Source organism: Neotamlana sedimentorum, from assembly GCF_000943565.1.
Lineage (GTDB): Bacteria > Bacteroidota > Bacteroidia > Flavobacteriales > Flavobacteriaceae > Neotamlana > Neotamlana sedimentorum.
The window spans coordinates 118,483-143,559 of record NZ_JTDW01000005.1; the positions used below are offsets into that span (position 1 = coordinate 118,483).

The 25,077-nt window shown below is 31.6% G+C and carries 25 protein-coding genes and 1 pseudogene; 9 read left to right on the forward strand and 17 right to left on the reverse strand.

All coding sequences use genetic code 11. The features are described from left to right. The 9 genes from PW52_RS07695 to PW52_RS07735 all read left to right on the forward strand — a co-directional run bounded on the left by PW52_RS07695 (window position 1) and on the right by PW52_RS07735 (window position 8,885). A complete protein-coding gene (locus PW52_RS07695) occupies window positions 1-1,683 on the forward strand; it encodes a M56 family metallopeptidase (protein ID WP_044632362.1) in 1,683 nt (560 codons plus the stop codon). A 230-nt stretch (window positions 1,684-1,913) separates the two neighbouring features. Beyond that, window positions 1,914-2,543: a Crp/Fnr family transcriptional regulator gene (locus PW52_RS07700; RefSeq protein ID WP_044632363.1), complete on the forward strand. Its 630-nt coding sequence runs from the start codon at window positions 1,914-1,916 to the stop codon at window positions 2,541-2,543. Between the two features lie 163 nt (window positions 2,544-2,706). Next, window positions 2,707-3,516 (forward strand): sulfite exporter TauE/SafE family protein, encoded by an 810-nt coding sequence (locus PW52_RS07705; RefSeq protein WP_044632364.1) that lies wholly within the window; start codon window positions 2,707-2,709, stop codon window positions 3,514-3,516. A 75-nt stretch (window positions 3,517-3,591) separates the two neighbouring features. Continuing rightward, window positions 3,592-5,004: an MBL fold metallo-hydrolase gene (locus PW52_RS07710; protein WP_044632365.1), complete on the forward strand. Its 1,413-nt coding sequence runs from the start codon at window positions 3,592-3,594 to the stop codon at window positions 5,002-5,004. A 5-nt stretch (window positions 5,005-5,009) separates the two neighbouring features. After that, complete coding sequence (locus tag PW52_RS07715; RefSeq protein ID WP_240475164.1) at window positions 5,010-5,375, forward strand: rhodanese-like domain-containing protein; 366 nt, start codon at window positions 5,010-5,012, stop codon at window positions 5,373-5,375. Window positions 5,376-5,511: 136 nt separating this feature from the next. Continuing rightward, window positions 5,512-6,813, forward strand: a complete 1,302-nt coding sequence (locus tag PW52_RS07720; RefSeq protein WP_044632366.1) for a cytochrome ubiquinol oxidase subunit I — start codon at window positions 5,512-5,514, stop codon at window positions 6,811-6,813. A gap of 2 nt (window positions 6,814-6,815) precedes the next feature. After that, a complete protein-coding gene (locus PW52_RS07725; RefSeq protein ID WP_044632367.1) occupies window positions 6,816-7,835 on the forward strand; it encodes a cytochrome d ubiquinol oxidase subunit II in 1,020 nt (339 codons plus the stop codon). Between the two features lie 73 nt (window positions 7,836-7,908). Further along, complete coding sequence (locus PW52_RS07730; protein WP_044632368.1) at window positions 7,909-8,466, forward strand: YeeE/YedE family protein; 558 nt, start codon at window positions 7,909-7,911, stop codon at window positions 8,464-8,466. 2 nt (window positions 8,467-8,468) lie between these two features. Next, on the forward strand, window positions 8,469-8,885 hold the full coding sequence (locus PW52_RS07735; protein ID WP_044632369.1) for a DUF6691 family protein: 417 nt from the start codon (window positions 8,469-8,471) through the stop codon (window positions 8,883-8,885). A gap of 341 nt (window positions 8,886-9,226) precedes the next feature. On the opposite strand, the gene PW52_RS17690 is transcribed toward PW52_RS07735, so the two are convergent. From PW52_RS17690 to PW52_RS07810, 17 genes and pseudogenes are all read right to left on the reverse strand, one after another. Continuing rightward, window positions 9,227-9,436 carry an RteC domain-containing protein gene (locus PW52_RS17690; protein WP_052823423.1) on the reverse strand — a complete coding sequence of 70 codons (210 nt, stop codon included), beginning with the start codon at window positions 9,434-9,436 and terminating at the stop codon, window positions 9,227-9,229. Further along, window positions 9,402-9,979, reverse strand: a pseudogene (locus PW52_RS17830) (RteC domain-containing protein). Before PW52_RS17830 ends, PW52_RS17690 begins: the two are co-directional and overlap by 35 nt. Window positions 9,980-10,232: 253 nt before the next feature. Continuing rightward, window positions 10,233-11,354, reverse strand: coding sequence for an FAD-dependent monooxygenase (locus PW52_RS07745; protein ID WP_044632697.1), 1,122 nt, complete (start codon window positions 11,352-11,354; stop codon window positions 10,233-10,235). Window position 11,355: 1 nt separating this feature from the next. Next, entirely contained in the window at window positions 11,356-11,865 is a 510-nt protein-coding gene (locus PW52_RS07750) for a DUF2306 domain-containing protein (protein WP_044632370.1), read from the reverse strand. 13 nt (window positions 11,866-11,878) lie between these two features. After that, window positions 11,879-13,291, reverse strand: a complete 1,413-nt coding sequence (locus PW52_RS07755) for an NAD(P)-binding protein (protein WP_044632698.1) — start codon at window positions 13,289-13,291, stop codon at window positions 11,879-11,881. A gap of 52 nt (window positions 13,292-13,343) precedes the next feature. Further along, window positions 13,344-14,399 carry an alpha/beta hydrolase gene (locus PW52_RS07760; protein WP_082050864.1) on the reverse strand — a complete coding sequence of 352 codons (1,056 nt, stop codon included), beginning with the start codon at window positions 14,397-14,399 and terminating at the stop codon, window positions 13,344-13,346. Between the two features lie 199 nt (window positions 14,400-14,598). Next, entirely contained in the window at window positions 14,599-15,936 is a 1,338-nt protein-coding gene (locus PW52_RS07765; protein WP_044632372.1) for an O-acetylhomoserine aminocarboxypropyltransferase/cysteine synthase family protein, read from the reverse strand. Window positions 15,937-15,961: 25 nt separating this feature from the next. Beyond that, window positions 15,962-16,522 carry an OsmC family protein gene (locus PW52_RS07770; protein WP_044632373.1) on the reverse strand — a complete coding sequence of 187 codons (561 nt, stop codon included), beginning with the start codon at window positions 16,520-16,522 and terminating at the stop codon, window positions 15,962-15,964. A gap of 12 nt (window positions 16,523-16,534) precedes the next feature. Continuing rightward, on the reverse strand, window positions 16,535-17,659 hold the full coding sequence (locus PW52_RS07775) for an NAD(P)H-dependent flavin oxidoreductase (RefSeq protein WP_082050865.1): 1,125 nt from the start codon (window positions 17,657-17,659) through the stop codon (window positions 16,535-16,537). Between the two features lie 189 nt (window positions 17,660-17,848). Then, window positions 17,849-18,718 carry a helix-turn-helix domain-containing protein gene (locus tag PW52_RS07780; protein WP_044632375.1) on the reverse strand — a complete coding sequence of 290 codons (870 nt, stop codon included), beginning with the start codon at window positions 18,716-18,718 and terminating at the stop codon, window positions 17,849-17,851. Between the two features lie 121 nt (window positions 18,719-18,839). Beyond that, on the reverse strand, window positions 18,840-19,604 hold the full coding sequence (locus PW52_RS07785; RefSeq protein WP_044632376.1) for a leucine-rich repeat domain-containing protein: 765 nt from the start codon (window positions 19,602-19,604) through the stop codon (window positions 18,840-18,842). A gap of 35 nt (window positions 19,605-19,639) precedes the next feature. Continuing rightward, on the reverse strand, window positions 19,640-20,005 hold the full coding sequence (locus PW52_RS07790) for a group I truncated hemoglobin (RefSeq protein ID WP_044632377.1): 366 nt from the start codon (window positions 20,003-20,005) through the stop codon (window positions 19,640-19,642). Window positions 20,006-20,185: 180 nt separating this feature from the next. Further along, window positions 20,186-20,530, reverse strand: a complete 345-nt coding sequence (locus PW52_RS07795; protein WP_044632378.1) for a hypothetical protein — start codon at window positions 20,528-20,530, stop codon at window positions 20,186-20,188. A gap of 233 nt (window positions 20,531-20,763) precedes the next feature. Next, window positions 20,764-22,581, reverse strand: coding sequence for a T9SS type A sorting domain-containing protein (locus PW52_RS07800; RefSeq protein ID WP_052823425.1), 1,818 nt, complete (start codon window positions 22,579-22,581; stop codon window positions 20,764-20,766). Window positions 22,582-23,336: 755 nt separating this feature from the next. Further along, window positions 23,337-23,981, reverse strand: a complete 645-nt coding sequence (locus tag PW52_RS07805; RefSeq protein ID WP_044632379.1) for a class I SAM-dependent DNA methyltransferase — start codon at window positions 23,979-23,981, stop codon at window positions 23,337-23,339. Window positions 23,982-24,151: 170 nt separating this feature from the next. Then, a complete protein-coding gene (locus PW52_RS17535; protein ID WP_165586768.1) occupies window positions 24,152-24,319 on the reverse strand; it encodes a hypothetical protein in 168 nt (55 codons plus the stop codon). Window positions 24,320-24,359: 40 nt separating this feature from the next. Next, window positions 24,360-24,851: a DUF4442 domain-containing protein gene (locus tag PW52_RS07810; RefSeq protein ID WP_240475165.1), complete on the reverse strand. Its 492-nt coding sequence runs from the start codon at window positions 24,849-24,851 to the stop codon at window positions 24,360-24,362. Window positions 24,852-25,077 lie beyond the last annotated feature (226 nt).

Genomic DNA, 25,077 nt, shown 5'->3' on the forward strand with positions numbered 1-25,077 from the left:
ATGGCATATTTACTAAAAGTTAGCGCCATTGTTGGCATATTTTACCTTATTTATAAACTTTTGCTGCAAAAGGACACCTTTTTTAAGCAAAATAGATGGTTTTTGCTTTTTGGTTTAGGAGTTTCGTTTTTAGTGCCTTTGTATGTTATAACCGAGTATGTTACTTACACACCTATGGGTTTAAGTAATTTTATTTTTAACTCCGAAACTACTGCAACTACCAAAACCTTTAGTTTTATTGATACTTTACCTTACTTGTATATTACCGGTGCAACCATATTTTTAGTTAGGTTTTTAATGCAATTTGCAGCTATATATAAAATAATTAAGAGTCCGAATAAAATAAAAGTAGGTAACTATGTTTTTATTGAAAGCGACACTGCAACGTCTCCGTTTTCCTTTTTTAACTGGATTGTTTACAACCCAGAACAATTTACCAATACCGAATTAAAACAAATTATAACTCACGAAAAAATACACGCTAAACAAAAACATTCGCTCGATGTTATTTTGGCTCAATTGGCTTGTGTTATTCTATGGTTTAATCCGTTTATATGGTTATATCAAAAAGACTTAAAACAAAACTTAGAGTTTTTAGCAGATTATTCGGCCTTTAAAGCGGTGTCTTGCAAAAAACAATATCAATACACATTACTTAAACAAAGTTTGCCAACTTATCAATTGGCTTTAAGTAATGCTTTTTATAATTCATTAATCAAAAAACGAATCGTTATGTTACACAAATCAAAATCAAACAACATGAATCGCATTAAATGTTTGGCTGTATTGCCGTTAATTGCTCTGTTTTTAATGAGCTTTAATACTAGAACTGTGTATGTTGAAAAAGAAATTACTTCTGAAACTAAACCAGAATTTACAACTAGTTTCACCGAACATTTTGAAGCAATTTTACTTAAAAACAGCACTGAAGCCGATTTAAACAAAATAATAAACACACTAGAAGCACAAGGTGTTACCATTAAATTTAAAGGCTTAAAACGAAATGCTAACGGCGAAATAACTGCCATAAAAATTGATGCTAAATCTAAAACCTCTAAGGCAAATTATAATATAAACGCTGATGAAGCCATTATGCCTATTAAAATAAGTTACAACCCAGAGGACGCATCTATTAATATCGTCGGTGCCAACGCTAAAACAGAATCTATTTTTATAAGCTCAACTGGTGATTCTGTAAATGTAAAAAGTAACCAAAATGCCAAGGTAAAAGTTATTAAAATAAAAGAAGATGGCACTAAAACCGTTTTTGCAACAAGCCAGCAAGATTCTATAATTTATATAATTGATGGTGTTAAAGTAAAAAAAGAAGATACGGAAGCTTTACAGCCTTCTAAAATAAAATCTATAAATGTTATTAAAGATGAAAACGTTTTAAAGAACCATGGTTTTTCTAAAGCCATAATAGAAATTTTCACAAAAGATGAAACCGATACAAAAACAAGCAACAAAAACATTAAAATCATTAAACGAAATAGTGGGTTTAATGGTTTGCCCAAAGACTTACTAGTTATTGTTGATGGTAAAGAAATTGACAGCGAAAAACTTATAGATTTGAATCCAGATGAGATTAAATCTGTAAATGTTTTAAAAGATGCAACTGCCATTAAAGAATACGGCGAAAAAGGTAAAAACGGTGTAATTATTATTGAAACTAAAGAATAAGCGTTTTACGCTCCAATAAGAGGCTGTTTAAAAAGTGAAATCTGTCATTCTGAATTTATTTCAGAATCTCAAACAATGATTTTCAAAACACATTAGAACCTGAAACGAGTTCAGGTTACCAAAAATGTGGCTTTTTAAACAGCCTTTTTTATTGTAAATAAAATTAATGTAACCCTTGTTACACAAATTAAAAATTGAAAGGCTTAATTTTATGCTCACAATTTAGCCTTATGATACAAGAATTAAAAGATAATTACGGCCACCTTTTTGAAAACAATCTTTTAAACGAAATAAACCAAGTGGGCACTTTTAAAGAAGTTCCAGAAGGTTTTAAAATGATAAGCATTGGCGAATACGTAAAAGCCATGCCGCTATTAATTTCTGGAGCTATTAAAATTTTACGCGAAGATAACGATGGCGACGAACTCCTACTCTATTTCTTAGAAAAAGGCGACACCTGCGCCATGACACTTACTTGCTGCTTAGGCCAAACTAAAAGTGAAATTAAGGCCATTGCCGAAACCGATGCTAAACTTATTATGATTCCTATTCAAAAAATGGAAGAATGGTCGGCTAAATATAAAAGTTGGCGTAATTTTGTTTTCGAAAGTTACCATAACCGCTTAAATGAAATGTTAGATACAATAGATAGCATTGCATTTTTAAAAATGGACGAGCGCTTACTTAAATATCTTATTGAAAAAGCGCGTGTTTCGGAAGATGGATTTATTAGAAACACCCACCAAGAAATAGCTTACGAATTACATACATCGAGAGTTGTAATTTCCAGATTACTTAAAAAACTTGAAAACTTAGGTGAAATTAAACTGCACCGCAATTATATTACACTTTTAAAATAAGCCCGTTCCTATAAACAGAATAAAGCAATATCTTAAACCACCATTATCTTCAAGCTACTTACTTCATACTTCTAACTTCCAACTTTCCAACTTTCCATAGTTATGTAACCAATGTTACTGCACAGGCAAATCACCAAGTATACATTTGCTAAAAAAACAAAACATGGATGTTTTAAACCTATTTGGTTACGCAGGCGCATTTATAATTGGCATATCACTCGGATTAATTGGTGGTGGTGGTTCTATTTTAGCTGTACCAGTTCTAGCTTATCTTTTTTCAATTAACGAAAAAGTAGCCACAGCATACTCGTTATTTATTGTGGGTGCAAGCGCCTTACTTGGCGGTATAAAACAACATTTTAAAGGTTATGTAGATTGGCGAACCGCTCTCGTTTTTGGAATTCCTGCTATAATTGGAGTTTCTGTTGTTAGGCATTATGTAGTTCCTGCGTTACCCGATGTTATATTTACTTTCGGCAATTATAAATTTACTCGTCGCATGGCTATGTTTGGTTTATTTGCTATTTTAATGATTCCCGCAGCGTTTTCAATGTTAAAAAATACAAAAACTAAAACCGTTACAGGAAAAGTAAAATACAATTATCCTTTAATTTTAATTGAAGGCTTATTGGTTGGTGGCATTACAGGTTTAATTGGCGCTGGAGGTGGTTTTTTAATTATACCAGCCTTAGTAATTTTAGCTAATGTAGAAATGAAGGTGGCCGTAGCAACATCATTAATAATAATCGCATTTAAATCACTTATGGGATTTTTTCTTGGCGACGCATTAACTATGGATATTAATTGGGATTTTTTATTACTTTTTACCTTATTATCCTTTATTGGCATATTTTTAGGAAGCTTTTTAAGTAATTTCGTTGATGGTTCCAAGCTAAAAAAAGGCTTCGGCTACTTTATTTTTGTCATGGCTTTCTTTATTTTTTACATGGAATTTTTAACACCTCATATTTAAAAAAACCAATAAGTAACCTTTGTTACCATAAAAACAAAACACTATTAGTAATTTAGCATCATAAAATTTAATACTATGAAAATAGAACAAATATACACTGGTTGTTTAGCTCAAGGCGCTTATTATATAGAAAGCAATGGCGAAGTTGCTATTATAGATCCGCTACGAGAGGTACAACCTTATTTAGACAGAGCAAAAGCAAATAACGCTACCATTAAATATATTTTTGAAACTCATTTTCATGCCGATTTTGTTAGTGGCCACGTTACTTTATCAAAAGAAACTGGAGCTCCAATTATTTACGGTCCTTTAGCCGAACCAAGTTTCGATGCTATTATAGCTAAAGATAATCAAGAATTTAAATTAGGAAATATTACCATAACGGTACTTCATACACCTGGGCATACTATGGAAAGCTCTGTTTATCTTCTTAAAGATGAAAACGGAAAAGACCACGCCATTTTTAGTGGAGATACGCTGTTTTTAGGCGATGTTGGCCGACCAGATTTGGCTCAAAAAATAGGAGAAATTACAGAAAAAGACTTGGCTGGATATTTGTTCGATAGTCTTCGAAATAAAATTATGCCTTTGGGCGACGATGTTATTGTTTATCCTGCTCATGGTGCTGGTTCTGCCTGCGGAAAAAACTTAAGTAAAAACACGGTTGACACACTTGGAAATCAGAAAAAAACAAACTACGCCCTTCGGGAAGATATGTCGAAAGACGAATTTATAAAAGAAGTTACCGATGGTTTATTGCCTCCGCCTCAATATTTTCCACTAAACGTAAAAATGAATAAAGAAGGTTACGACGATTTTAACGATGTTTTAAAACGAAGTGCTCAAGCTTTATCGCCAGATGATTTTGAAGCTGCAGCTAACGAAACCGATGCTGTTGTTTTAGATGTTCGCCATCAAAATGATTTTGTACTAGGACATATTCCACGTTCCATTTTTATAGGTTTAGACGGCGGATTTGCACCTTGGGTGGGCGCGTTAATTGCCGATGTAAAACAACCTATTTTATTGGTAACTCCAGAAGGACGCGAAGAAGAAACCATTACACGTTTATCGCGTGTTGGGTTCGATCAAGTTATAGGATTTCTTGACGGCGGATTCGAAAACTGGAAAAATGCTTCAAAAGATTACGATACCATTAGTTCTGTTGATGCTACCATTCTTAAAAAAGCAATAAATAGTGATGAAGACGTTTCTATTTTTGATGTTAGAAAAGATGGCGAATACAAATCGGAACATGTTATTGATGCCACACACACGCCATTAGATTATTTAAACAATTATCTATCAGAATTTCCAGAAAACAAAACGTTTTATGTGCATTGTGCCGGTGGTTACCGAAGTGTTATCGCTGCTTCAATTTTAAAAAGTAGAGGCATTCATAATTTAATCGATGTAAAAGGTGGTTTTAAAGCCATTAAAGAAGCAAAAATAAACGTAACCGATTATGTTTGTCCGTCTACTCTATAATTAAAATGAAATATATTTTATTTGCCATGTCTATTCTATCTTTTTTATTTGGCTCTGCACAACAACCTAAAACAGTTAAAGTTGTAGAAAAAGCAGTTTTTAGTGATTCAATTAATGCCAAAACAGTACAATTAGTTGATGTTAGAACGGCCACCGAATTTAACGCAGGCCATATAAAAAACGCAAAAAACATTGATGTTTTAAAATACTCAAGCTTTATAGAAAAGTTTTCTAAACTAAATAAAAACGAACCCGTATACTTGTATTGCCGCTCTGGAAAACGAAGCAATAGAGCTGCTAAAAAATTAGACAGCCTTGGATTTAAAGAAATTTACGATTTAAAAGGCGGTTATTTAAACTGGATAAAATAAACGGACAATTACCAATAAAAACACCTGAATTAAAACTAAAAAAACAGCTGAAAATCATCAATTATTTTGGCTGTTTTTTTATGCCTAAAAATCCACAATCCGTATCTTTGTAAAACACCAAAAAACACACTAAAAAATGGATAATTTAGATGCAGCACGATTGCAAATGGCTTTTACATTAATTTTCCATATTATTTTTGCTTGCGTTGGTATGGTAATGCCTTTTTTTATGATTGTTGCTCACAAAAAATGGTTAAACACTAAAGATCCTATTTACTTAACACTCACCAAATCGTGGCAACGAGGTGTTGCAATATTTTTTGTAACTGGTGCTGTTTCTGGAACTGCTTTATCTTTTGAATTAGGTTTACTCTGGCCAGAGTTTATGAAACATGCTGGCCCCATAATTGGCATGCCATTTTCCTTAGAAGGTGCCGCCTTTTTTATTGAAGCTATCGCACTTGGTTTTTATCTTTACGGGTGGAATAAATTACCCGAAAAATTCCATTGGTTTACCGGCGTAATTATTGGTGTTTCTGGAGTCGCTTCTGGTATTTTGGTGGTTGCAGCTAATGGCTGGATGAATGCGCCTTCTGGTTTTGATTATATCGATGGGAAATTTACAAACATCGACCCAATAAAAGCTTTTTTAAACGACGCTTGGTTTACGCAAGCTTTACACATGACGCTTGCTGCTTTTACAGCCGTTGGTTTTGCTGTAGCCGGTATTCATGCTTATCAAATTTATAGAAAAAAACAAATCGAGTTACATAAAAAAGCTTTTAAAATAGCCATTACGTTTGCTGCAGTTGCCGCTATTTTACAACCTATAAGTGGTGATTTATCGGCTAAAGATATTGCAGAAAGACAACCTGTAAAACTGGCTGCCATGGAAGCTCACTTCGAAACCGAAAAAGGTGCGCCTTTATTTATTGGTGGTATTGTTGATGAAGAAAACCAAGAGGTATCTTATAAAATTGAAATTCCTAAAGCTCTATCTTTTTTAGCATTTGGCGATTTTGATGCTGAAGTAAAAGGATTAAACGAATTCCCGAAAGAAGACCATCCAAATATTGCCATTGTTCATTATGCTTTTCAAGTTATGGTTGGTATTGGTACCTTACTCATGTTTGCAGGAATCTTGTTTTTTGTAAGTTTAAAAAAGAAAAAATGGTGGGAATTAAATAAATTTTGGTTGGCATTTACAATATTGGCGCCATTAGGTTTTATAGCCTTAGAAGCCGGTTGGATAGTTACCGAAGTTGGCCGACAACCATGGATTATTCATAACATAATGCGAACTAAAGATGCGGTAACACCAATGCCCGGAATGATTTTTAGTTTTTATACTTACGTCGTTCTTTACACGATACTTACCATTGCGGTTACCTGGTTAATGCGTCGCCAAATTCAATTTTTAAACGCTTCAAAAATATAATTATGCTTTACGTTGTATTATTTTTTCTGTTATTCTCTTTATTACTTTATGTTATTTTGGCTGGAGCCGATTTTGGAGCAGGTATTGTAGAACTATTTTCTTCAAAAGAAAGTAGAATTATTACCAAAGGAACCGTGTATCGTGTTATGGGGCCTATTTGGGAAGCAAATCATATCTGGATTATCATTGTAATTGTAATTTTATGGATTGCTTTTCCCGATTTTTACAACGTACTCACCGTATATTTACACATACCACTAACTTTAGTTTTAATGGGTATTACACTCCGTGGCGTTGCATTTGTATTTAGACATTATGATGCTTATAAAGGTAGACTTCATAAACTATACGATTGGATGTTTAGAATTTCTAGCTTGGTTACGCCTATATTTATTGGTTTAACCTTTGGTGCAATGGTTTCAGGAAAACTAATTATTACAAACGATTATGCTGCCTATAGCTTTTACGACGTTTTTATTGCACCTTGGTTTAATATCTTTTCATTATTAGTTGGTTTCTTTTTTATGGCTTTATGTGCTTTTTTATCGGCTATATTATTAATTGGTGAAGCTAAAAAAGAAGACATCAATATTTACTTAAAAAAATCTATTGTAGCCACTGTTTTGGTAATTTTATCAGGATTTTTCACATTAACTTATGGCTATTTAAACGACATTATTTTTGTAACCGATTTTATTGAAAACCGCTATTCTAACTATTTAATTTTATTATCTGGGATTTTAATTTATCCGCTATTACGAAGTATTAAAAAAGGACATAAAGTTACAAGTCGTGGTTTAGCTGGTGCACAAGTAATTTTAATTTTAACAGCTGCGTTAATTGCGCATTTTCCACATATAATAATTACTTCTACTTCCGAGATCGGACTATTAGATAATGTTGCTTCAGAAAAAGTAATTAATAGTTTAGGAATTGCTTTAATTATTGGTGGCTCTTTAATTCTACCGGGCTTATTTCATTTATTTAAATCTTTTAAAATTATAAAGGTTTTAGATCTTTAGTAAGTATCATGTAACAATTGTTACCAACAAATCACGGCAAATTATATTAATTTGCAGCATAATTTTATATCCTATGAATTTTATTTTACAACCCTGGCCATGGTATGTTTCTGGCCCGTTAATTGCCTTGGGCATGTTTTTACTTTTACTTGCCGGAAAAACTTTTGGCATGTCTAGTAACTTAAGAACCATGTGTTCTATTTTAGGAGCTGGCAAAAAAGTTAAATTCTTTGCGTTCGACTGGAAAGCCCAAAAATGGAATTTAACTGTTTTTTTAGGCACTATAATTGGTGGATTTATTGCTGCCAACTTACTTTCAAATAATTTAAGTGTAGCTATTTCAGCCGAAACCATTTCAGATTTAAATGCTTTAGGTTTCAATAGTGCAGGAAAAGCTTATTTGCCAACCGAGTTATTCGATGTATCGCAACTAAGCAACTTAAAAACCTTAGTTATTTTAGCCATTGGTGGTGTTTTAATTGGTTTTGGCACACGTTATGCTGGTGGCTGTACTTCTGGGCATGCCATTACCGGATTAAGCAACTTACAATTACCTTCTTTAATTGCTGTAATTGGCTTTTTTGTTGGTGGTTTATTAATGATTCATTTAATATTTCCTTTAATTTTTTAAGCATGAAAAAGTATTTAACATATTTATCAATTGGTATTTTAATAGGAATCACTTTGTTTAAGTCTGAAGCCGCGTCATGGTTTCGTATTTATGAAATGTTTAAATTTCAAGCGTTTCATATGTATGGCATCATTGGTTCTGCATTATTTTTAGGCATTATTTTTATTCAAATTATAAAGCGAAAAAATTTAAAATCATTTTATAAAGAAGCTATCGTAATTCCTGCTAAAGAAAAAAGCTTTTATCGCTATTTTATTGGAGGCACAATTTTTGGCTTAGGTTGGGCGCTTGCTGGAGCTTGTCCTGGCCCAATGTATGTGCTTTTGGGCGCTGGATTTTTTAATATTTTGGTTGTAATTGCTTTTGCGCTTTTAGGAACTTATTTGTACGGTGTTTTTAAAAACAAGCTTCCCCATTAATTTAAATGAACAACCGGCATTTGTTTACTAAAAACTTTGGATTATTGTTTCAAGTTCAATAAATCATATTAAAATCTCAGTCAATTATTTATGTTATTAGAATTTAAATTCAACTGAAAAATAGTTTAGAAATAAAAAAAGCCAGAAACATTTCGTTTGGCAAATATGTGATGGTTTGTTGAATATTATTCCATAGTTAGCACCAAGGCGGGCATTTTTACACCCTCATTTTTAATGATTTACATTGGTTTGAATTGCTACTTTAAAATATATTTGCACACCCCAATATGAACTAAAAATTATGACAATAGATACTACCCAACTTGGGTGTAGATGGGTATTTATTCGTCTGATTCTTCCATGCGATCTATTAGGGACTCCTTGAGCTTATCTAAAAATTTTGTGTTGTTTATTTTTCGTGACCTGATTTCTATAAACGTGTGATAATAATTACCCAAATCTATATTAAAAACTTGTTCACACATTGATGCCTCTTCTTTAATATCAGCTGTCCCGCTATTTATAACACCCGTACGTACTATCGAGTGCATAAATGAGCTCGATTAAATCTATTTTGTTGCCTGTGCAAAATAGTTTGGATTGTTTTTGAAATGCATTGCTATTTGTTTTCATGTTATTGCTATTAGTTAGTTTGTCTATTTCAGTTTTTAGGTGAACTATAAGCATATCATAAGCAAGTATGGTGGCCACGGTAGTATCATGACTAGTAGAAAATTGAGGATCTGTAAAAAAGTGAAATGTTTCAGGGTGTAAGCGAATATTTGCTTTGCCTCTTAAAAAATATTGTTCGTCCAAAAATGTTGCTCCAGTTCTATAATAATGGTAGAACTCTAAATTATCGTTAAAATAGGTTTGAAGCTTATTATATTCTTATTGAAGTATTTAATTTGAGATTTATGACTACCTCTAGGTCGCTTGCTTTCTATATTAAATAGGTTAACATAATAAATTAATTTGCAGTATAATTGGGGTTTGGTAATTTTAAAAAACTCGATTTCTAAAGCTTTTGATTTGAAATTATTTGCTACTATGCTTTCTCTCAAACTCTCAAGGTGCCTTTTTGTTATTTTCACCCCTTTTTCTGCTTTGAGAAGTATGTCATCAATTTCTGATTCTATTATATTGATTTCCGTATTTAAGTTTTGGACTAACTTTTTCAACTTTTTTTATTTTAAAAATAATTTTAGATGCGTATATTAATAATCTAAACAAAAACGCTTCATCTGGAATGAAACGTTTTTGTTAAATAAGATAGTTCTCTCGCAGAAAAAATAGAAAGAAGCCTCTAATCAATTGTTAATTTCAAAGTTGAAACATTATTACATGTTATTCTAAAATTCTGTTCAGGTTGTTTCTATTGACTGAAGATGGTGTTAATCTCATTATTTGATTACGAATTGCGATTAATATTGGATTTGATAAGTGAGCCATTTTTCCAATCATCCAACTTGATTTAACAACCCTGTGCACCCTTGGTAATCTTAATTTTTGAAATTTTTCAAAAGCTCTGTTCGCTTCATATTTATTTAAATATTCCGAAAGCATTAAAGCATCTTCTATGGCTTGACAAGCCCCTTGGCCCAAATTAGGGGTTGTTGCGTGAGCAGCATCTCCTATTAAACACAAATTTTCTTTATGCCATATATTAGTTGGTTTTAAATCTGAAATTTCGGCTGTAAATATTTCATCTCTTTTAGTTGATTTAATCATGTTTTTAATGATTGGATCGTAATCATTAAAGTATGCTTCAATGTGATCTACTGAAAATTCGTTTTTATTGGTTTGGAAAGATTTTAAAGCATACCAATACACTTTATTCTGGGCTATTTGTACAAATCCAAAACGTCCCGATTTCTCCCAAGCTTCAACTAGCTCATTTTTGTATTCTGATGGTAAATCAAAATTAGTAACACCTCTCCAACAAATCTGATTCGCATTTCTTATTTCATTGTCTGGAAATATATTTTGTCTTACCAGTGAATTTAATCCATCTGCTCCAATTAGGGTTGTAGATTGATGCGTATTTCCATTTTCAAAAGTTAGAGCATATCCACTATCATTTTTGACTATTTTATTCAGCTGGTGATTTAGATTTATTTCTTTTGTCTTTAGCTTATCCACTAAAATTTGCTGCAATATTCCTCTGTGAATTGCAATGCTCTTCACTTTATACTTATTCTCAAAATATGATAAGTCGGTTTTAGAAATAGTATTTAGGTTTGCTTTTGTAATATTCATAGAAGATACCGGGTTTCCGCTTTCTTCAATTATCTTCTTTAAGCCTAATTTCTCATACACTCGCATAGCATTACTTGCTAAAATAATACCTGCTCCAACAGGTTTTATTTCGTTAACTTGTTCAAAAATTCTTATTTTAAATCCTTTTTTTTCTAGTGCTATGGCGGTGGTTAAACCTCCTATTCCTGCTCCAATGATATCAATTGTCATATTAATTTTGTTTTGAATTATTAGAAACATATTTCCTGATATTATATGTAATACTTATTGTTATTAAAATAGCAAAGGGAACTGATATTATTGTAGAATATAATATCAATTCATTTTTAGTTAATCCAGACGATAACTCACGCACAAAAAGTTCTGTAGCACCAGCTGCCCATAAACCAATTGCAGCTCCATTCATACCGATTATATGTTTTACGAGCTTATTTTTCTTCTTTGATTTTGTTATCATGGGATACATACCATATATCAAGAAAAACAAAGACACTGGAATTAAATAATGAAAAATACTTATATCTCCATCGTTAAAATCATAAATAAATAAGGCTGAAATATTTACACTAACAAGTGCCACTGAAAAAATATAGCCTATTCTTTTATGAACTTTTGTGCCCTTTTTAGCAAGAAGCATATAAGCTCCAGTAGCTAGTCCTATTATTGAGAATAATACATGAATTCCTCCGGGAATTGAATGTATCCAATTGTTTATGTCCATGATTGTTTTTGTTTTAAATTTCTGCAGCAAACTTTTTTAGTTTTTCCATTGCGGGGTTTTGACTCTTACTTATGCGCTCTAAAACCTCTTGTAATTCTATGTTATCAGGCTGAATATCCCTTATTAAATGACTAAATCCATCGAGTCTATTGTTATAAAGCCATTTGGTTAATTCCTTGTGTTTTGACCATTTGTTTTGATTTGTATAGGATAGCGCAGTTATTTTTATCCAATCGGTAGCTTTATCTGGCATTGGAATTTCTTTGCATACATCATTTTTCTTGGAATCATCATCTGGAAAATTTGCTTCAATATGAGCAATAAATGCAGCACTAAAAACAAGTTGTCCTTTACGAACGGATTGTATAGTAATAGTGTTTTTATTAAATATAGGCTTCATTTTAGCATGTTTTAATGCATTTGCAGAACAGTTTACAAGAACAGCATTTGGCCTAACGGTTATGTTGCCCTGTTCTAAATGAATGGTATCTTTTTCAATTTTTTTAACACGTCCTAATCTAACGGTATTTTTAATGCGTCTTAACTGTTCTAATTCGATTTGACTTACTGTAGCACCATGATACATTTTTGGTGTGACATTTTTATCTAATCTTAAAAAAACACCAGATGCTTCGAATAATTCGAATAACTCGGGTATGGTTTTGGCCTTTTCCAAAGCTTCTAACTGGCAAGCGCTATCATTTAGAAAACACTTAAGATAATCAGGTGAAGGTTGTGTATTTATTCTATTGGTAAACCAAGCATCTCTACTAATAATCCATGTTATCCTATCAGGGTCAACTTGGTGCTTAAGCAACCATAAACAGGCATCAACTCCCGTTTTTCCGCCTCCAATAATGATATAAGCTTCAGGTGTACTCTTTAAATTAACTAAACCATTTATAGGGATGAATTTTATTTCAGTATTAACTTTAAAATTAGGTGTATGAGTAGATGGCACTTCAGTTTTCATATGAATAGCATCTACAATTTTTTTGTTTACCGTAACTTCAAAAGTTTTGCCAGATACCAAAGATTTAAATTGACCGTTACCTTGATATTCACACATAGGAAAATACTGTACTCTCCCACTAGTCAAAAACCTACGAGACATAACGTCTTCATAATATGCGTTTATAGCTGTACCTGTTGCCAGATTTATCAATCCACGATTAAATCCTGATTTGTCTATTGTATCATCTCCTAATTTGGTTGAGCTAACACCATAAAATGACGATGGTTGATGTAAGGTTACAAAGGGGTAAGCATGATTCCAATGGCCACCAGGTTTTTGCAATTTATCTACAATGACCATAGTCGCATTGGTGTCGGTTAATAGCGTATCAGCAAAAGCCATTCCAGATGCTCCAGCACCAATAATTAAATAATCTGTTTCAAGACGTTTAACTTTATTAGTGGTATTCATTTTTGTTAATTTATCGGTTTTTATCACATTAATGGAATAGACACTAATATCTCTAACTTTTATTTATAAAATTTAAGATGTTTGTGATATACCCTTCTCTATTTTCAATATAGGCTGTATGTCCTGCTCCTTCTATTACTTTTAATTCTGTATTTTGAAATATATCTAAATACTCATAAGTATCTTGCCACGGGATATAATCACATTCTGGTTTAAGCACAAGTACAGGTTTGCTAAAAGATTTCATATCATTTCGAAACTGCTTGGTTATACTATCCGTTGACTTTTTAGTGAATATAGCACTATACATTCCTGGTCTCCCATTTGGTTCTTCAGCTCTCAATGTATCACAGACCATTGCAGACACAAATTCTTTTGAGAATTTATGTAAAACACCATCTACTTTATCATCACTTATAAATGAGGGATTTCCAAATATAGAAGCCATAGCAAGCCAAATAGTTTCTTTCTTCGTGAGGCTGTTTTCCATAGTTTCATTCAGTCTCTCGGTTCTTTCATCAATGTTTGTTAATCCTTGAATCAAATCATCTTTGTCTGTTTCCATTATATTGGGAAGTGGCGGATAAATACCGCTTGGTGCTGATAATATAATTTCACTAACTAGGTTAGGATTATACGTTGCGAAATAAGAGGCTAAAAACCCACCCCAAGATTGACCAATAAGAATGGTGCGTTCTGCATCGATATTAGTGATAATATTTTTTAAATCATTTGAATGTCTTTGAACAGAATAGTCTTTTGGATTTGCTAATCGTGAGGATAAACCACTGCCTATCTGGTCATACAGAAAAACTTCATAGCCATTATTGGCAATATTTTCAAATACGTTTATAGTTAAGTCATCGATGTAACCTCCTGGACCTCCATGCAAATAGATAATAGTTCCGAGAATTGAATCGTTTTTAGGTGTAAGATGCGTATATGCAATTTTAGACCCTATTGTAAGCTCCCAATATTGTGTAGAATTACGAACAGTAGAATTTAATTCGTTATCTAAACTTGGTGAAATTACCCACACCATCGTTCCAACTACTAAAACTAAACATACCAAAAAGATATATTTCAGAATTTTAAATATTGTTTTCATGTGTTTATATTAATTTTTTATGGTCACATGCCGCTCGCAATTAATCATCCGGTTTCATGATAGAATTTTTAACATGTTCGTTTCGCAATGTTATAATTATTGATTTTTTTTTAAGAAATGATGCTTAAAAAAGCATCATTTCTTATTTTAATTTGAATTGCAATTGTTAATTAGCTACAACTGTAAATCAATCAAATTTTTAAGCTATAAGCTCTGGAACCTTCTTTATAGAACTAAATGTTTTTTCTAAAGCTTGTTTGATATCGTTTTTAATATCATCAATATGCTCAATACCAACAGATATACGCAATTGTGTTGGGTGTACACCTGATGCTAATTGTTCTGCATCACTTAATTGCTGATGTGTTGTAGAGGCTGGATGAATAATAAGCGTTCTAGCGTCTCCAACATTGGCTAGATGCGAGATTAATTGCAACGCATCTGCAAAATTTGCTGCCTCTTGCCTGTTTCCTTTTAGTGTAAATGTTAACACGCCACCATAACCATTATTTAAATATTTGTTGGCTCTATCATGATACTTACTAGAGTTTAAACCTGGATAATTAACACTTTCTACTAATGGATTTGATTCTAACCATAAAGCCAATTCGTGTGCATTGTTCATTGTACGCTCTAAACGTAGTGAAAGTGTTTCTAAACCTTGTAGAAACAAGAATGCATTAAACGGACTCATACATGAGCCATAATCACGTAGACCTTCTACACGTGCTCTAATGATATAAGCGATATTAGGCATTCCCATAGCATTTCCTTCTCCAAATGTTTCCCAGAAATTTAATCCGTGATAACCTTCTGATGGTTCTGAAAACTGCTTGAATTTCCCATTTCCCCAATTAAAGTTTCCGCCGTCAACAATGACTCCTCCCATACTGGTACCATGACCACCAATCCATTTTGTAGCCGATGCCACCAAAACGTTTGCTCCATGTTTAATAGGGCTTGCTATATAACCTGCTGCTCCAAATGTATTATCTACCACCAATGGAATACCATGTTTTTTTGCTAAAGCTGCAAATTTTTCGAAGTCTGGAATATTTAATTCTGGATTTCCAATGGTATCCAAATACAATGCTTTTGTATTGTCATCAATTAAAGCTTCGAATGCTTCCACAGTTTCTTCGTCGACAAAACGCGCTTCAATACCCAAACGTTTGAACTGTACTTTAAACTGATTGTAAGCTCCTCCATATAAATAACAGGTTGAGACAAAATTGTCGCCTGCTTCAAGGATATTACTTAAAGCGATAAACTGTGCTGCTTGTCCTGAAGATACAGCCATGGCAGCCACACCACCTTCTAGTGCTGCAATTCTTTTTTCAAAAACATCAACAGTAGGATTTGTAATTCTTGAATAGATATTTCCAAACTCTTTTAGCGAAAACAGATTTGCGCCGTGTTCTGAATCTTTAAAGGCAAAAGCCGTTGATTGATAAATGGGTACAGCACTTGCTCCAGTTGTTGGATCTGGTTCTTGGCCAGCATGTAATTGCAAGGTTTCAAATTTTAAATTTTCCATGATATTATTATTAAAAAGTTAATGATTAAGCAGATAATGAAATATCTACTGGTACTGGGTTTAGTATGGTGTTATAGATTGGTGATTTTTTTGCTAATTCTAATAAGGTCTCTTTCTCTTCTGAAGTTAAATCTCCTTCTACATCAATCGCTATTTTAATTTGCTCGTATTCTTTAAGAATGCAGGAATCAAGACCTAAAAACCCGTTAAGGTTTATATCGCCTTCTACATTTACTGTAACCTCATCTACTTGAATACCGTTTGCAGATGCTAATAACATCATAGACGTTGTAATACAACCAGCTAATGTGTGAAGTAGAAATTCTGGTGGACTTGGTGCAACATCTGTACCGTTTAAAACAACTGGCATATCTGTACTACATTTAAAAGGTGTAGCTCTTGTGTTATCTTCTTGACAAGCTCCATAAAACCCCTGGATATGACTTGTATTTCTTGGGCCAGATTCCCATTGATTCACTGCTTTGAATTTAAATTCTGCAATTTTTGGATTCCCTTTTAGGGCTGTTACTGTGTTTTCTATGGCTTCTAAATCGAAACCGTTTAATACTTTGTTTACTGTGTTCATTATTTTATGCTTTTATTTATTTAGGAATTCTTTCCAAATTCGTTCTATTAATTCAGCTACTGTAGGGATATCATGTATATCACTAACACCGTTCCCTGCATAGTTAGCCAGGGCTTCAATATTACCTTCAAATTGTGCTTGAGGTACGCTAATGCTATAACGTTGAATGCTTGCATCTTGACCATTTGTAGCAACGATATCTATTTCTCCTGGTCTGTTTCCAGATATTGGACATCCAACAGATTCCCACATATTAAAAGTTGAATTACGTAAAATTCGATGCGTCGTGTTATTCCAACCTTTATTCATACAGGTTGTAAAAACGGTGTCTTCGGCTTTAGCATTTATCAATGATTCTTTATATATATCATGACCTCGACTCTCAATGGTAGCCACAAATCTTGTCCCCATAACAACTCCTGCTGCTCCCATTTGTAAATATTCTCGCATCTTATGTCCAGTTGCGATTCCACCTGAAGCCACTACCGGCACATTTCCAGCTATTTTTAATACACGCTCTAATGCTTGAGTTAGTGGTCGTGATGCATGTACATGCCCTCCAGCTTCTGTACCTTGGCAAACCAAATAATCCGCTCCTAAATCTATTGCTGATTTTGCACTCGCTTCACTAGTGACCTGAATACCTAAAACTACTTTTGCTGCTTTCATTTTAGATACCATTTCTTTTGTAGGCATTCCCCAAGAAAACTGTATAATAGACACACCGCTTTCTATAGCAACATCAAAAGCTTTGGGTTCAAAATTCAATACGAAATTTGCAAAAAATGCGTTTTTAGTTTTCGTTTTGACTTCTTTTATTTGTTTAATAGCTTCTTCAGGATCTGACCAGCTTAATGGCAATGCTCCCAAACAGCCAGTATTAGCAACTGAAGCGCTAAACGAACTATTAATAGTACCTCCTGTTGGTGCTTGAATTATAGGGTATTTTATATCTAACAACTTGGTTAGTTTTTTTGTTGTTTCAGAAGGATAATAGAATTTTGTTTGTTCCTTATTAGTTGTTTTAGACATGACTGATGATTGTCCAAAACTACTACCTGTAATTGTAGTCGCTGCAATAGATGCGAGTGTTCCTTTGTGGATAAAATTACGTCGAGAAAAGTTTGTTGCTTCCATAAAAATGATTCATTTAGTTGTTCAATCTGTTTTATCAAACATTTATATTACAAATGTATTGTGAATCATTCCGTTAGGATGGTGCAATAAGTTCTATGAATGGTATATTTGGTTCAACCAAAGATGAACTTAAGAAACGTCATAGCGTTTAAAATATAACGAAGGGAATAAAGAAAAAGTTAATGGATATTATGAAGCTACCTTATTTCTGTATGCTAGCGGTGTGATTTTTTCGTGTTTTTTAAACACCTTGATAAAATGTGAAGGATCTTCGAAACCACAATCGTAAGCAATTTCATTAATGGTCTTATCTGTTGTTTTTAGAAATTGTGTTGCCAGTTCTATCTTTTTATTAGTAATCCAACGCCCAGGACTTTCATTAAAAACAGATTTAAAACTTCTTTTAAAAGTACTTAAACTCATGTTTGCCAAAGTAGCATATTCTTCCAATTTCAAGTTATAAGGATAATTATCCATTATTATATCCTTAAGTTGTACGCTATTTGAAGCTTGTAAGCTACAGAAATAGGATGCTATCTCTTGGTTTTTATTAGATGTAAAGATATTAAGCAATAATTCTTCAAATTTTAATCGTATAACATTAGGGTTTGGATTATTATTTGCTTCAAAATACACTTCTAATGATTTCATGTAAGACACTAAAAAGTCATCTACATGTATTCTTAAAACACCGTCTGAATCTAAATGTTCACAATCATTTTTAAATGAAATGGTGTCACTAAATTTAAGCATGAACTTTTTTATAAATTCATCTGGCATAAAAATCATAAGAGCGCAGTAATCTTCACTATGAAATTGGTGTGCTATATGAGCCCCTTTTTTTACAAATAAGGCATCTCCTGCTTTTACCATATATTCACCACGATGTGTTTTCCACATTTTTTTACCATTGGTAACAAATACAAAGTAATTGGCATCTGACCACATGCCAAAACGAATCTCTTCAATCATACATTTAAACTCAACAAACAGTAATTCGTCAACTGTGAATTTTTTAAATAATTCACACTCTCTTATATATGTAAAAACATTTGTCATAAATCTTAAACGTATTTAAGGTCTAGCACAAATGTATATAAAATCTATCAAAAAAAATTATAGCCAATACCAAAAAGTAAAGGCTATAATTTATTATTATGAGGTACTCTTTATTTTTATGCTACAAACACCCTTCACTATAACTAGCTTGGGCATCTTTAAATTGAAACCAAAATGTATTACTATACGTTTCATTATCTACTTCTATACAATCCAAATTTGGATTGGATGTTGCTAAAAATCCAGTAAAATTTGCATTATTCCCATTTTTGACACATAAGGAATTTAATTGATTATTGGCAGCGTTAATATAAGTTAATGCACTATTGTCTGATAGATTTAGAATATATAGACTATTATTACTTACATCTATCTGCTCTAATAAAAGGTTATTCTCTGTATCGATGGATTCTATATTATTGCTTCTACAAAAAAGGGTTTCTAAATTTGTATTATTTTGAATATTTAAAGTTGCTAGCAGATTATCGTCACATTTAAAATTAATTAAATCTATATTATGACTGATATCAATACTCTCTAAATTATTACCAGAACAATATAACGTTGTTAAGTTTATAAAAGCCTCTATACCTTGCAGACTGTTAATATCTTTATTGCTAACGTCTAAAGTTGTTAGAGCTTCGGCATCCGCTTTAAGAATACTTCCGTTTATACCATTGGTATCATACCCTAGATTTGAAAGCACTAATTCAAAATTAGCATCTGGAATGGCTACAGTTTCGGGTTCTTGACTATCTTGACTGTCATCACTACTACAACTTATAAATGTAAAAAGGGTTAAAACCATGCAAGCTATACCTATAAGGTAAAGGGTTCCCAAACTTAACTGTTGAATTTTGTTGTGTTTTTTAATTGCTTTTTTCATTGTATTATTATTTAATATTAATTTGTGTTTATAATTTAGATGCCTAACACATCTTTTTTAGTTCTTAATGCGACTTCTACAACTTCTTGAATAAGGTTTTGTGGTACATTTAATTCATGTAGTGTTTCTATTAAATGCCCAGCTACAGCATTAAAATGATCTTCAGTAAGATTCATGTGTGCATGTGCTTCTCGCATTGATTTACCTGTATAGTTTAATGGCGCACCAAACGCATAAGCTAAAAATGCTTTTTGCTTTCCTCTTTGTGACTTCATACTTACATTGTCAAAAAAGTGGCTTATGGTTTTATCTTCTAATACTTTTTTATAGAAAATATCTACTGCTGCATCTACGGCATTAATACCTCCAATTTTTTCATAAAGTGTTTGATCTTGGGTCATTTTATTTTTTGTTTTTGGGCATAGCGATTCTTGTCATGGACATTTATTGCTAGCCAGATTATAGTATTGATTAGTGTTTTTTAAAGGAATTTATTTAATAACAGTTACTACTTATATTGCTTTGTTATTTATTTGAATTTGCAAATTTTAAATATTTGTTTTTAGTGTACATTAGTATGTTCATTCTGCTGAAATTAACATTCTTTTAAAGCTCATGAATATGTTTTTCTTTACATTATCGAACTTTTCTCCTGAAAGAAACAACTCTTTTATTTCTTGAAATAAGGCCTGTAATTGATCTTTTGAATAGCCTTGTTCTTCTATAGCCATACATATTTTTTGAATGCTTTGATAATCATTATCTTTATCAAACTCGTTTGAGACTGCTTGTAACTCATCCTTACCAACATGATGCTTAAGTATGTTTATGTCTTGGCTTACCTCTCTATAATTTGAATTTGCGCAAAAGAGTAATACATATGCTTTAAATTCTCCTTCTGTCCATTTTTTTGCATCTATTTTCATTACTCGATAATTTGCTAATGAGTTATCTTATAAACTGCACTTAATTAATTGTTTATGTAGCAAATTTATCTGAAAGCCCTGACATAAAATGGTTGTAAAAGTTCTATAAATAGTATAATAAGCTCAACATAATTTGATGCTTTTGAACAAAAAGAAAGCCATCATTTTTATAATGACTTTCCGAACTATTAACCACTCTTCATATAGAAGGAAACCTAACAACCTTTGTAGTGCTATTGTATTACTAACTTCTTAACTGTACTGCCTGCTTGATTGGATATATTTATAAAGTATATACCTGCTGTGGTGTTAGCTAAATTGATGGTTTCATTATTACTAACCGTTTTACTTAAAATTAATCTACTGTTTATGTCGTAAACCTTGACTTTAGAATCTTGCTGTAAACCGTTAATAGAGAATTGACCCGAAGATGGATTAGGAAACAGTTTTACATTATCTAATACAGATACTTCCTCTATAGATAATGTCCCGTCACAATCTTCACTAAAACTAGTTTGTGCATCTATACCGCTGGACCAATTTGTATTACTATACGCAAGATTATCTACTTCAATACATAAAAGGTTTGGATTGTTAAGCGCACCAAATAATGTAACATTTTCGTTATTCCCATTCTTTACATTTAAGCTTTCTAGTTGGTTATCGTCACAAAGTATAGATCTTAAAACTGGGTTATTGCTTAAATCTAAACCATTAATTTGGTTAGAAAAACAATTTAAAATTTCTAGAGCTGTGTTATTAGTTACATCTAAAGAAGTTAATTGATTCGTACGGCAGTTGAGTTGTACTAATGATAAATTATTACTGACATCTAAACTTATAAGGTTGTTTTCTTGACATCTTAAATCTGTTAGATTAACAAATCCTTCAATACCTTGTAAACTATTAATATTTTTATTGCTAACATCTAGATATGTTACCATTGCTGCTTCACCTTCTAAAATGTCTCCTGTAAGACCGTTGAGGTCATAGCCTAAATCTATAAGAGCTTGTTCAAAATTTGCGTCTGGAATGGCAATAGTAGGACAAGATTCACTGAAACTGGTTTGCGCATCGATACTACTGGACCAATTTGAATTACTGTAAGCTTCATCATCTACTTCAACGCATAGTAAGTTTGGATTAGACTGTGTGGAAAACTTATTTGATGCAATATTTGTGTTGTTTCCGTTTTTAAGATTTACACTTACCAGTTGATTATTTGAAGCTCTAAATTCAGTTAACATGCTATTATTACTGGCATCTATGGTTGTTAGGTTGTTTAAAGCTAAACCTAAAACTTTCAACTGAATATTATTACTTATATCAATACTGCTTATATTATTATTAGTTGAAGTAAAGGTCTCTAGTAAGGTATTAGAGCTTATATCTATACTGTTAAAATTGTTGTTATTTATACGAAGGTTTTTTAATAAAGTATTGTTAGCAAGGTTTAAAGTGGTTAAGTGATTATCTTTTAAATACAAATACTCTAATAACCCATTATTACTTACATCAAGGCTACTTAAATCATTGTCATCTAGATAAAGTGTGTTTAACAAACTATTATTGGTTACGTTAATTGTTGTTAAATCGTTATGAACAGCTACTAAATATTCTAGGTCCAAATTATTGCTAAAATCCAAACTTGTTATGCTATTAAAAGGACAAGAAATTGTAGTTAGAGCTGTATTGGCGCTTACATCTAGATTGGTTAATAAATTATTGGAACAATGCAATTGTTCTAAACTTGTATTATTCTGAAGATTTAAAACTGTAATTTGATTATCTGTACATTGAAGCGCTACTAAATTTAAATTACTGCTTAAATCTATACTCGATAAATTATTGCCATTACAATTAAGACTTGTTAAGTTTTCAAAAGCTTCTATACCCTGTAAACTACTAATGTTTTTATTGTTAAGGTTAAGTAAACTTGTTCCAAGTGCATTTGCTACTAAAATATTGCCATTTAATCCATTGGTGTCAAAACCTAAATCTATGAGTGCTTGTTCAAAGTTTGGGTCTGGAATATCGACTGTTTGTGACATTGAAACCTGTATTGTGAAAAATAATACAAGTGAAAAGAGTAGGTTTGTTTTCATAATTTTAAAATTTTAATGTTTGATTTTATTTTTAAACTTTAGCTGTATTGCCAAGTATTTACTAGGACAAAATTAATTTGAATAAGGCTTATTGGACGGTGTAAGAAGCTCTATAAATGGTATAATTGGGTCATAATAAAAAGTGAGCCCAATACATTTCTTTATAAAGTTCTAAAAGATGATACTGTTTTTTTTAAGAAGGAAACTTAACATCTTAAATTTTCTAAAGACATTTCCAACTCGATAGATTTATATTTATTAGGCCGTGTTTCAATTTCGGAGTCTAGTAAAAGAAGTTATTTGAACATCATTAGGGCATTGATCCAAAAACGAGGTATATCCGCAAAATAGTTCATTTTCAAAAAAGAAATTAATTATCTCACCTGTCATATAACTTCTAATAGTCATTTCAACAATACCATTATTTATAAAGTAAATAGTATCTACAATCTGTTTATAATTTGTTTAAATCATTCCTTTTTTTTACATGAATTTTTCTACTGAAAAAGGAAGTTCTTCTTAAGTAAAAGAAGTGTTTAATATCAAATTGTAGAATTCTAAAAAAGACATAACAAAATAGATATGTTATTAATGTAAGTTCAGAACACAAAAAATAATTGATTTTAAAATGAAGTTGAAATCATACAATTGACTACCAGAAGTAACACCATTAATATTAATAAAGTATTTTAATTAGTTTTTTATGTCTTTCGTTTTTTCACAAGGAGTATGATGTGTGATTCTGTTGATTTATTAGATTTTACAGACTTCTCAAATTGTTCAATTACTGATAAGTTATTTGTTTCTAACTCTTTACAAATTATTTCTAACTCATGGTAATAGAAATACATTCGATTTCCAAAACTGTCAGATATATAACCCGAACCAGTATATATACCAACTACAAAACTTAAATACAGAATACCTCCTTCAACTAATAATTTTTCTATGCTTGAAAATAATTGATTGCAATCTATATATGATAAATATGGAATTGTAAATCCACAAATAATAGCATCATATTTAGTTTTTAAAACCCTTATTTCTCTACAATCCAACACTTTAAATTTTGCTTTCGGGCAATTCTTTTTTGCTAGATTGATCATAGCTATCGAAACATCTGTTGCTAAAATGTTAAAAGATGGGTTTAATTTCAGGATATTTCTAGTTATGTTTCCTGGCCCACAACCAATTTCTAGAATAGACGCATTATGTTTGCCGATTATATTATAAAACTTTTTATAAGTATCATCATATAACTCATTATCAATGAATTTATCTTCATAGCGCTGTGCAACTTTACTCCATGACTTAAATGTTTCGATATACTTATTTTCGGATGACATATGCTCCTTTTATTCATTTTTAAAATTCTACTTCACAACAGCTCCAAGTCGTTTTTTGCCAGATTAATCAATGATTGCTTTTGATTTTTTAACTAAAAAACACAAACAATGTCTATTTTAACTACTTCAGTATTTTTTTCATTTTGTAGTTCATAAACTGGGCATCTTGTCTAACTACGGTTTTCTCTTTTTTTATTTTCAATACTAGAGCACCACACTTTTATTTGTTCAGTATTGTAGTCTGCAGCACATACTGAATAAATTGCGTTGACAAATAAGCGTTGCATTTCAGTAATGTTAGCAGCAGTAGCTTTTTCTATACATAATTCTTTATTCATGATTTATTGATATTTCCTTTTTACTTTGGTTATATTTTAATCAATGTTTTTTGTTTTTATAATAGAATTTTGATGCAATATAAATAACCCTTTCTACTTCAGCATAAGTAACCCCATCTTTATCTGTTAGATTTACTTTTAAACAATAGTCTTTTTCATTATATTTATTTATATCATTCTCAATTTGTTTCAAGAATTCATTAGTTATAATGAAGTTTGCAAATACTGTTTTAGTAACAGGACGTTTAAATTGTATTGAGCCAGCTTTATCCCAAACCACGTAATTATTTCCTAAAATTGTTATAAGTTGCATCATATAAATAGGATCTGTTGCTGCAAACATTGAACCACCAAACATCGTCCCAATATAATTCTTGTTTTTATAAGTTAATGGAATTTTTATTTTGATAGTTTGTAAATCGTCTGATACAAAACAAACACGACCTGAACTCCTCCTATAAGGGATATTTAGGTTAAAACCCGTTTTTAAAATAGTATTACTTTTAAAAATCTTTTGCAATACTTTTAACATTGTTTTATTCATAATCTCTTCTTGATTTCTAATGAATTTACAAATGCTATCAATAGTCCCATAATGGGTAGTATAAAATAACTGTAATATTTAGGAAAGGCTTTGATTTGAGAAACGTTGTCTGAAAACCAAGATTTGACATGTAAAGGGATACTGATCGTCAGATATAAGCTCAATAAAATAAATACAACCTGTTTCCATTTTTGAAAATTTTTAATTGATCTTA

Coding starts and splice junctions, on each gene's coding strand:
- PW52_RS07695 (WP_044632362.1), top strand. CDS start 1: ATGGCATATTTACTAAAAGTTAGCGCCATTGTTGGCATATTTTACCTT.
- PW52_RS07700 (WP_044632363.1), top strand. CDS start 1,914: ATGATACAAGAATTAAAAGATAATTACGGCCACCTTTTTGAAAACAAT.
- PW52_RS07705 (WP_044632364.1), top strand. CDS start 2,707: ATGGATGTTTTAAACCTATTTGGTTACGCAGGCGCATTTATAATTGGC.
- PW52_RS07710 (WP_044632365.1), top strand. CDS start 3,592: ATGAAAATAGAACAAATATACACTGGTTGTTTAGCTCAAGGCGCTTAT.
- PW52_RS07715 (WP_240475164.1), top strand. CDS start 5,010: ATGAAATATATTTTATTTGCCATGTCTATTCTATCTTTTTTATTTGGC.
- PW52_RS07720 (WP_044632366.1), top strand. CDS start 5,512: ATGGATAATTTAGATGCAGCACGATTGCAAATGGCTTTTACATTAATT.
- PW52_RS07725 (WP_044632367.1), top strand. CDS start 6,816: ATGCTTTACGTTGTATTATTTTTTCTGTTATTCTCTTTATTACTTTAT.
- PW52_RS07730 (WP_044632368.1), top strand. CDS start 7,909: ATGAATTTTATTTTACAACCCTGGCCATGGTATGTTTCTGGCCCGTTA.
- PW52_RS07735 (WP_044632369.1), top strand. CDS start 8,469: ATGAAAAAGTATTTAACATATTTATCAATTGGTATTTTAATAGGAATC.
- PW52_RS17690 (WP_052823423.1), bottom strand. CDS start 9,436: ATGCACTCGATAGTACGTACGGGTGTTATAAATAGCGGGACAGCTGAT.
- PW52_RS07745 (WP_044632697.1), bottom strand. CDS start 11,354: ATGACAATTGATATCATTGGAGCAGGAATAGGAGGTTTAACCACCGCC.
- PW52_RS07750 (WP_044632370.1), bottom strand. CDS start 11,865: ATGGACATAAACAATTGGATACATTCAATTCCCGGAGGAATTCATGTA.
- PW52_RS07755 (WP_044632698.1), bottom strand. CDS start 13,291: ATGAATACCACTAATAAAGTTAAACGTCTTGAAACAGATTATTTAATT.
- PW52_RS07760 (WP_082050864.1), bottom strand. CDS start 14,399: ATGAAAACAATATTTAAAATTCTGAAATATATCTTTTTGGTATGTTTA.
- PW52_RS07765 (WP_044632372.1), bottom strand. CDS start 15,936: ATGGAAAATTTAAAATTTGAAACCTTGCAATTACATGCTGGCCAAGAA.
- PW52_RS07770 (WP_044632373.1), bottom strand. CDS start 16,522: ATGAACACAGTAAACAAAGTATTAAACGGTTTCGATTTAGAAGCCATA.
- PW52_RS07775 (WP_082050865.1), bottom strand. CDS start 17,659: ATGGAAGCAACAAACTTTTCTCGACGTAATTTTATCCACAAAGGAACA.
- PW52_RS07780 (WP_044632375.1), bottom strand. CDS start 18,718: ATGACAAATGTTTTTACATATATAAGAGAGTGTGAATTATTTAAAAAA.
- PW52_RS07785 (WP_044632376.1), bottom strand. CDS start 19,604: ATGAAAAAAGCAATTAAAAAACACAACAAAATTCAACAGTTAAGTTTG.
- PW52_RS07790 (WP_044632377.1), bottom strand. CDS start 20,005: ATGACCCAAGATCAAACACTTTATGAAAAAATTGGAGGTATTAATGCC.
- PW52_RS07795 (WP_044632378.1), bottom strand. CDS start 20,530: ATGAAAATAGATGCAAAAAAATGGACAGAAGGAGAATTTAAAGCATAT.
- PW52_RS07800 (WP_052823425.1), bottom strand. CDS start 22,581: ATGTCACAAACAGTCGATATTCCAGACCCAAACTTTGAACAAGCACTC.
- PW52_RS07805 (WP_044632379.1), bottom strand. CDS start 23,981: ATGTCATCCGAAAATAAGTATATCGAAACATTTAAGTCATGGAGTAAA.
- PW52_RS17535 (WP_165586768.1), bottom strand. CDS start 24,319: ATGAATAAAGAATTATGTATAGAAAAAGCTACTGCTGCTAACATTACT.
- PW52_RS07810 (WP_240475165.1), bottom strand. CDS start 24,851: ATGTTAAAAGTATTGCAAAAGATTTTTAAAAGTAATACTATTTTAAAA.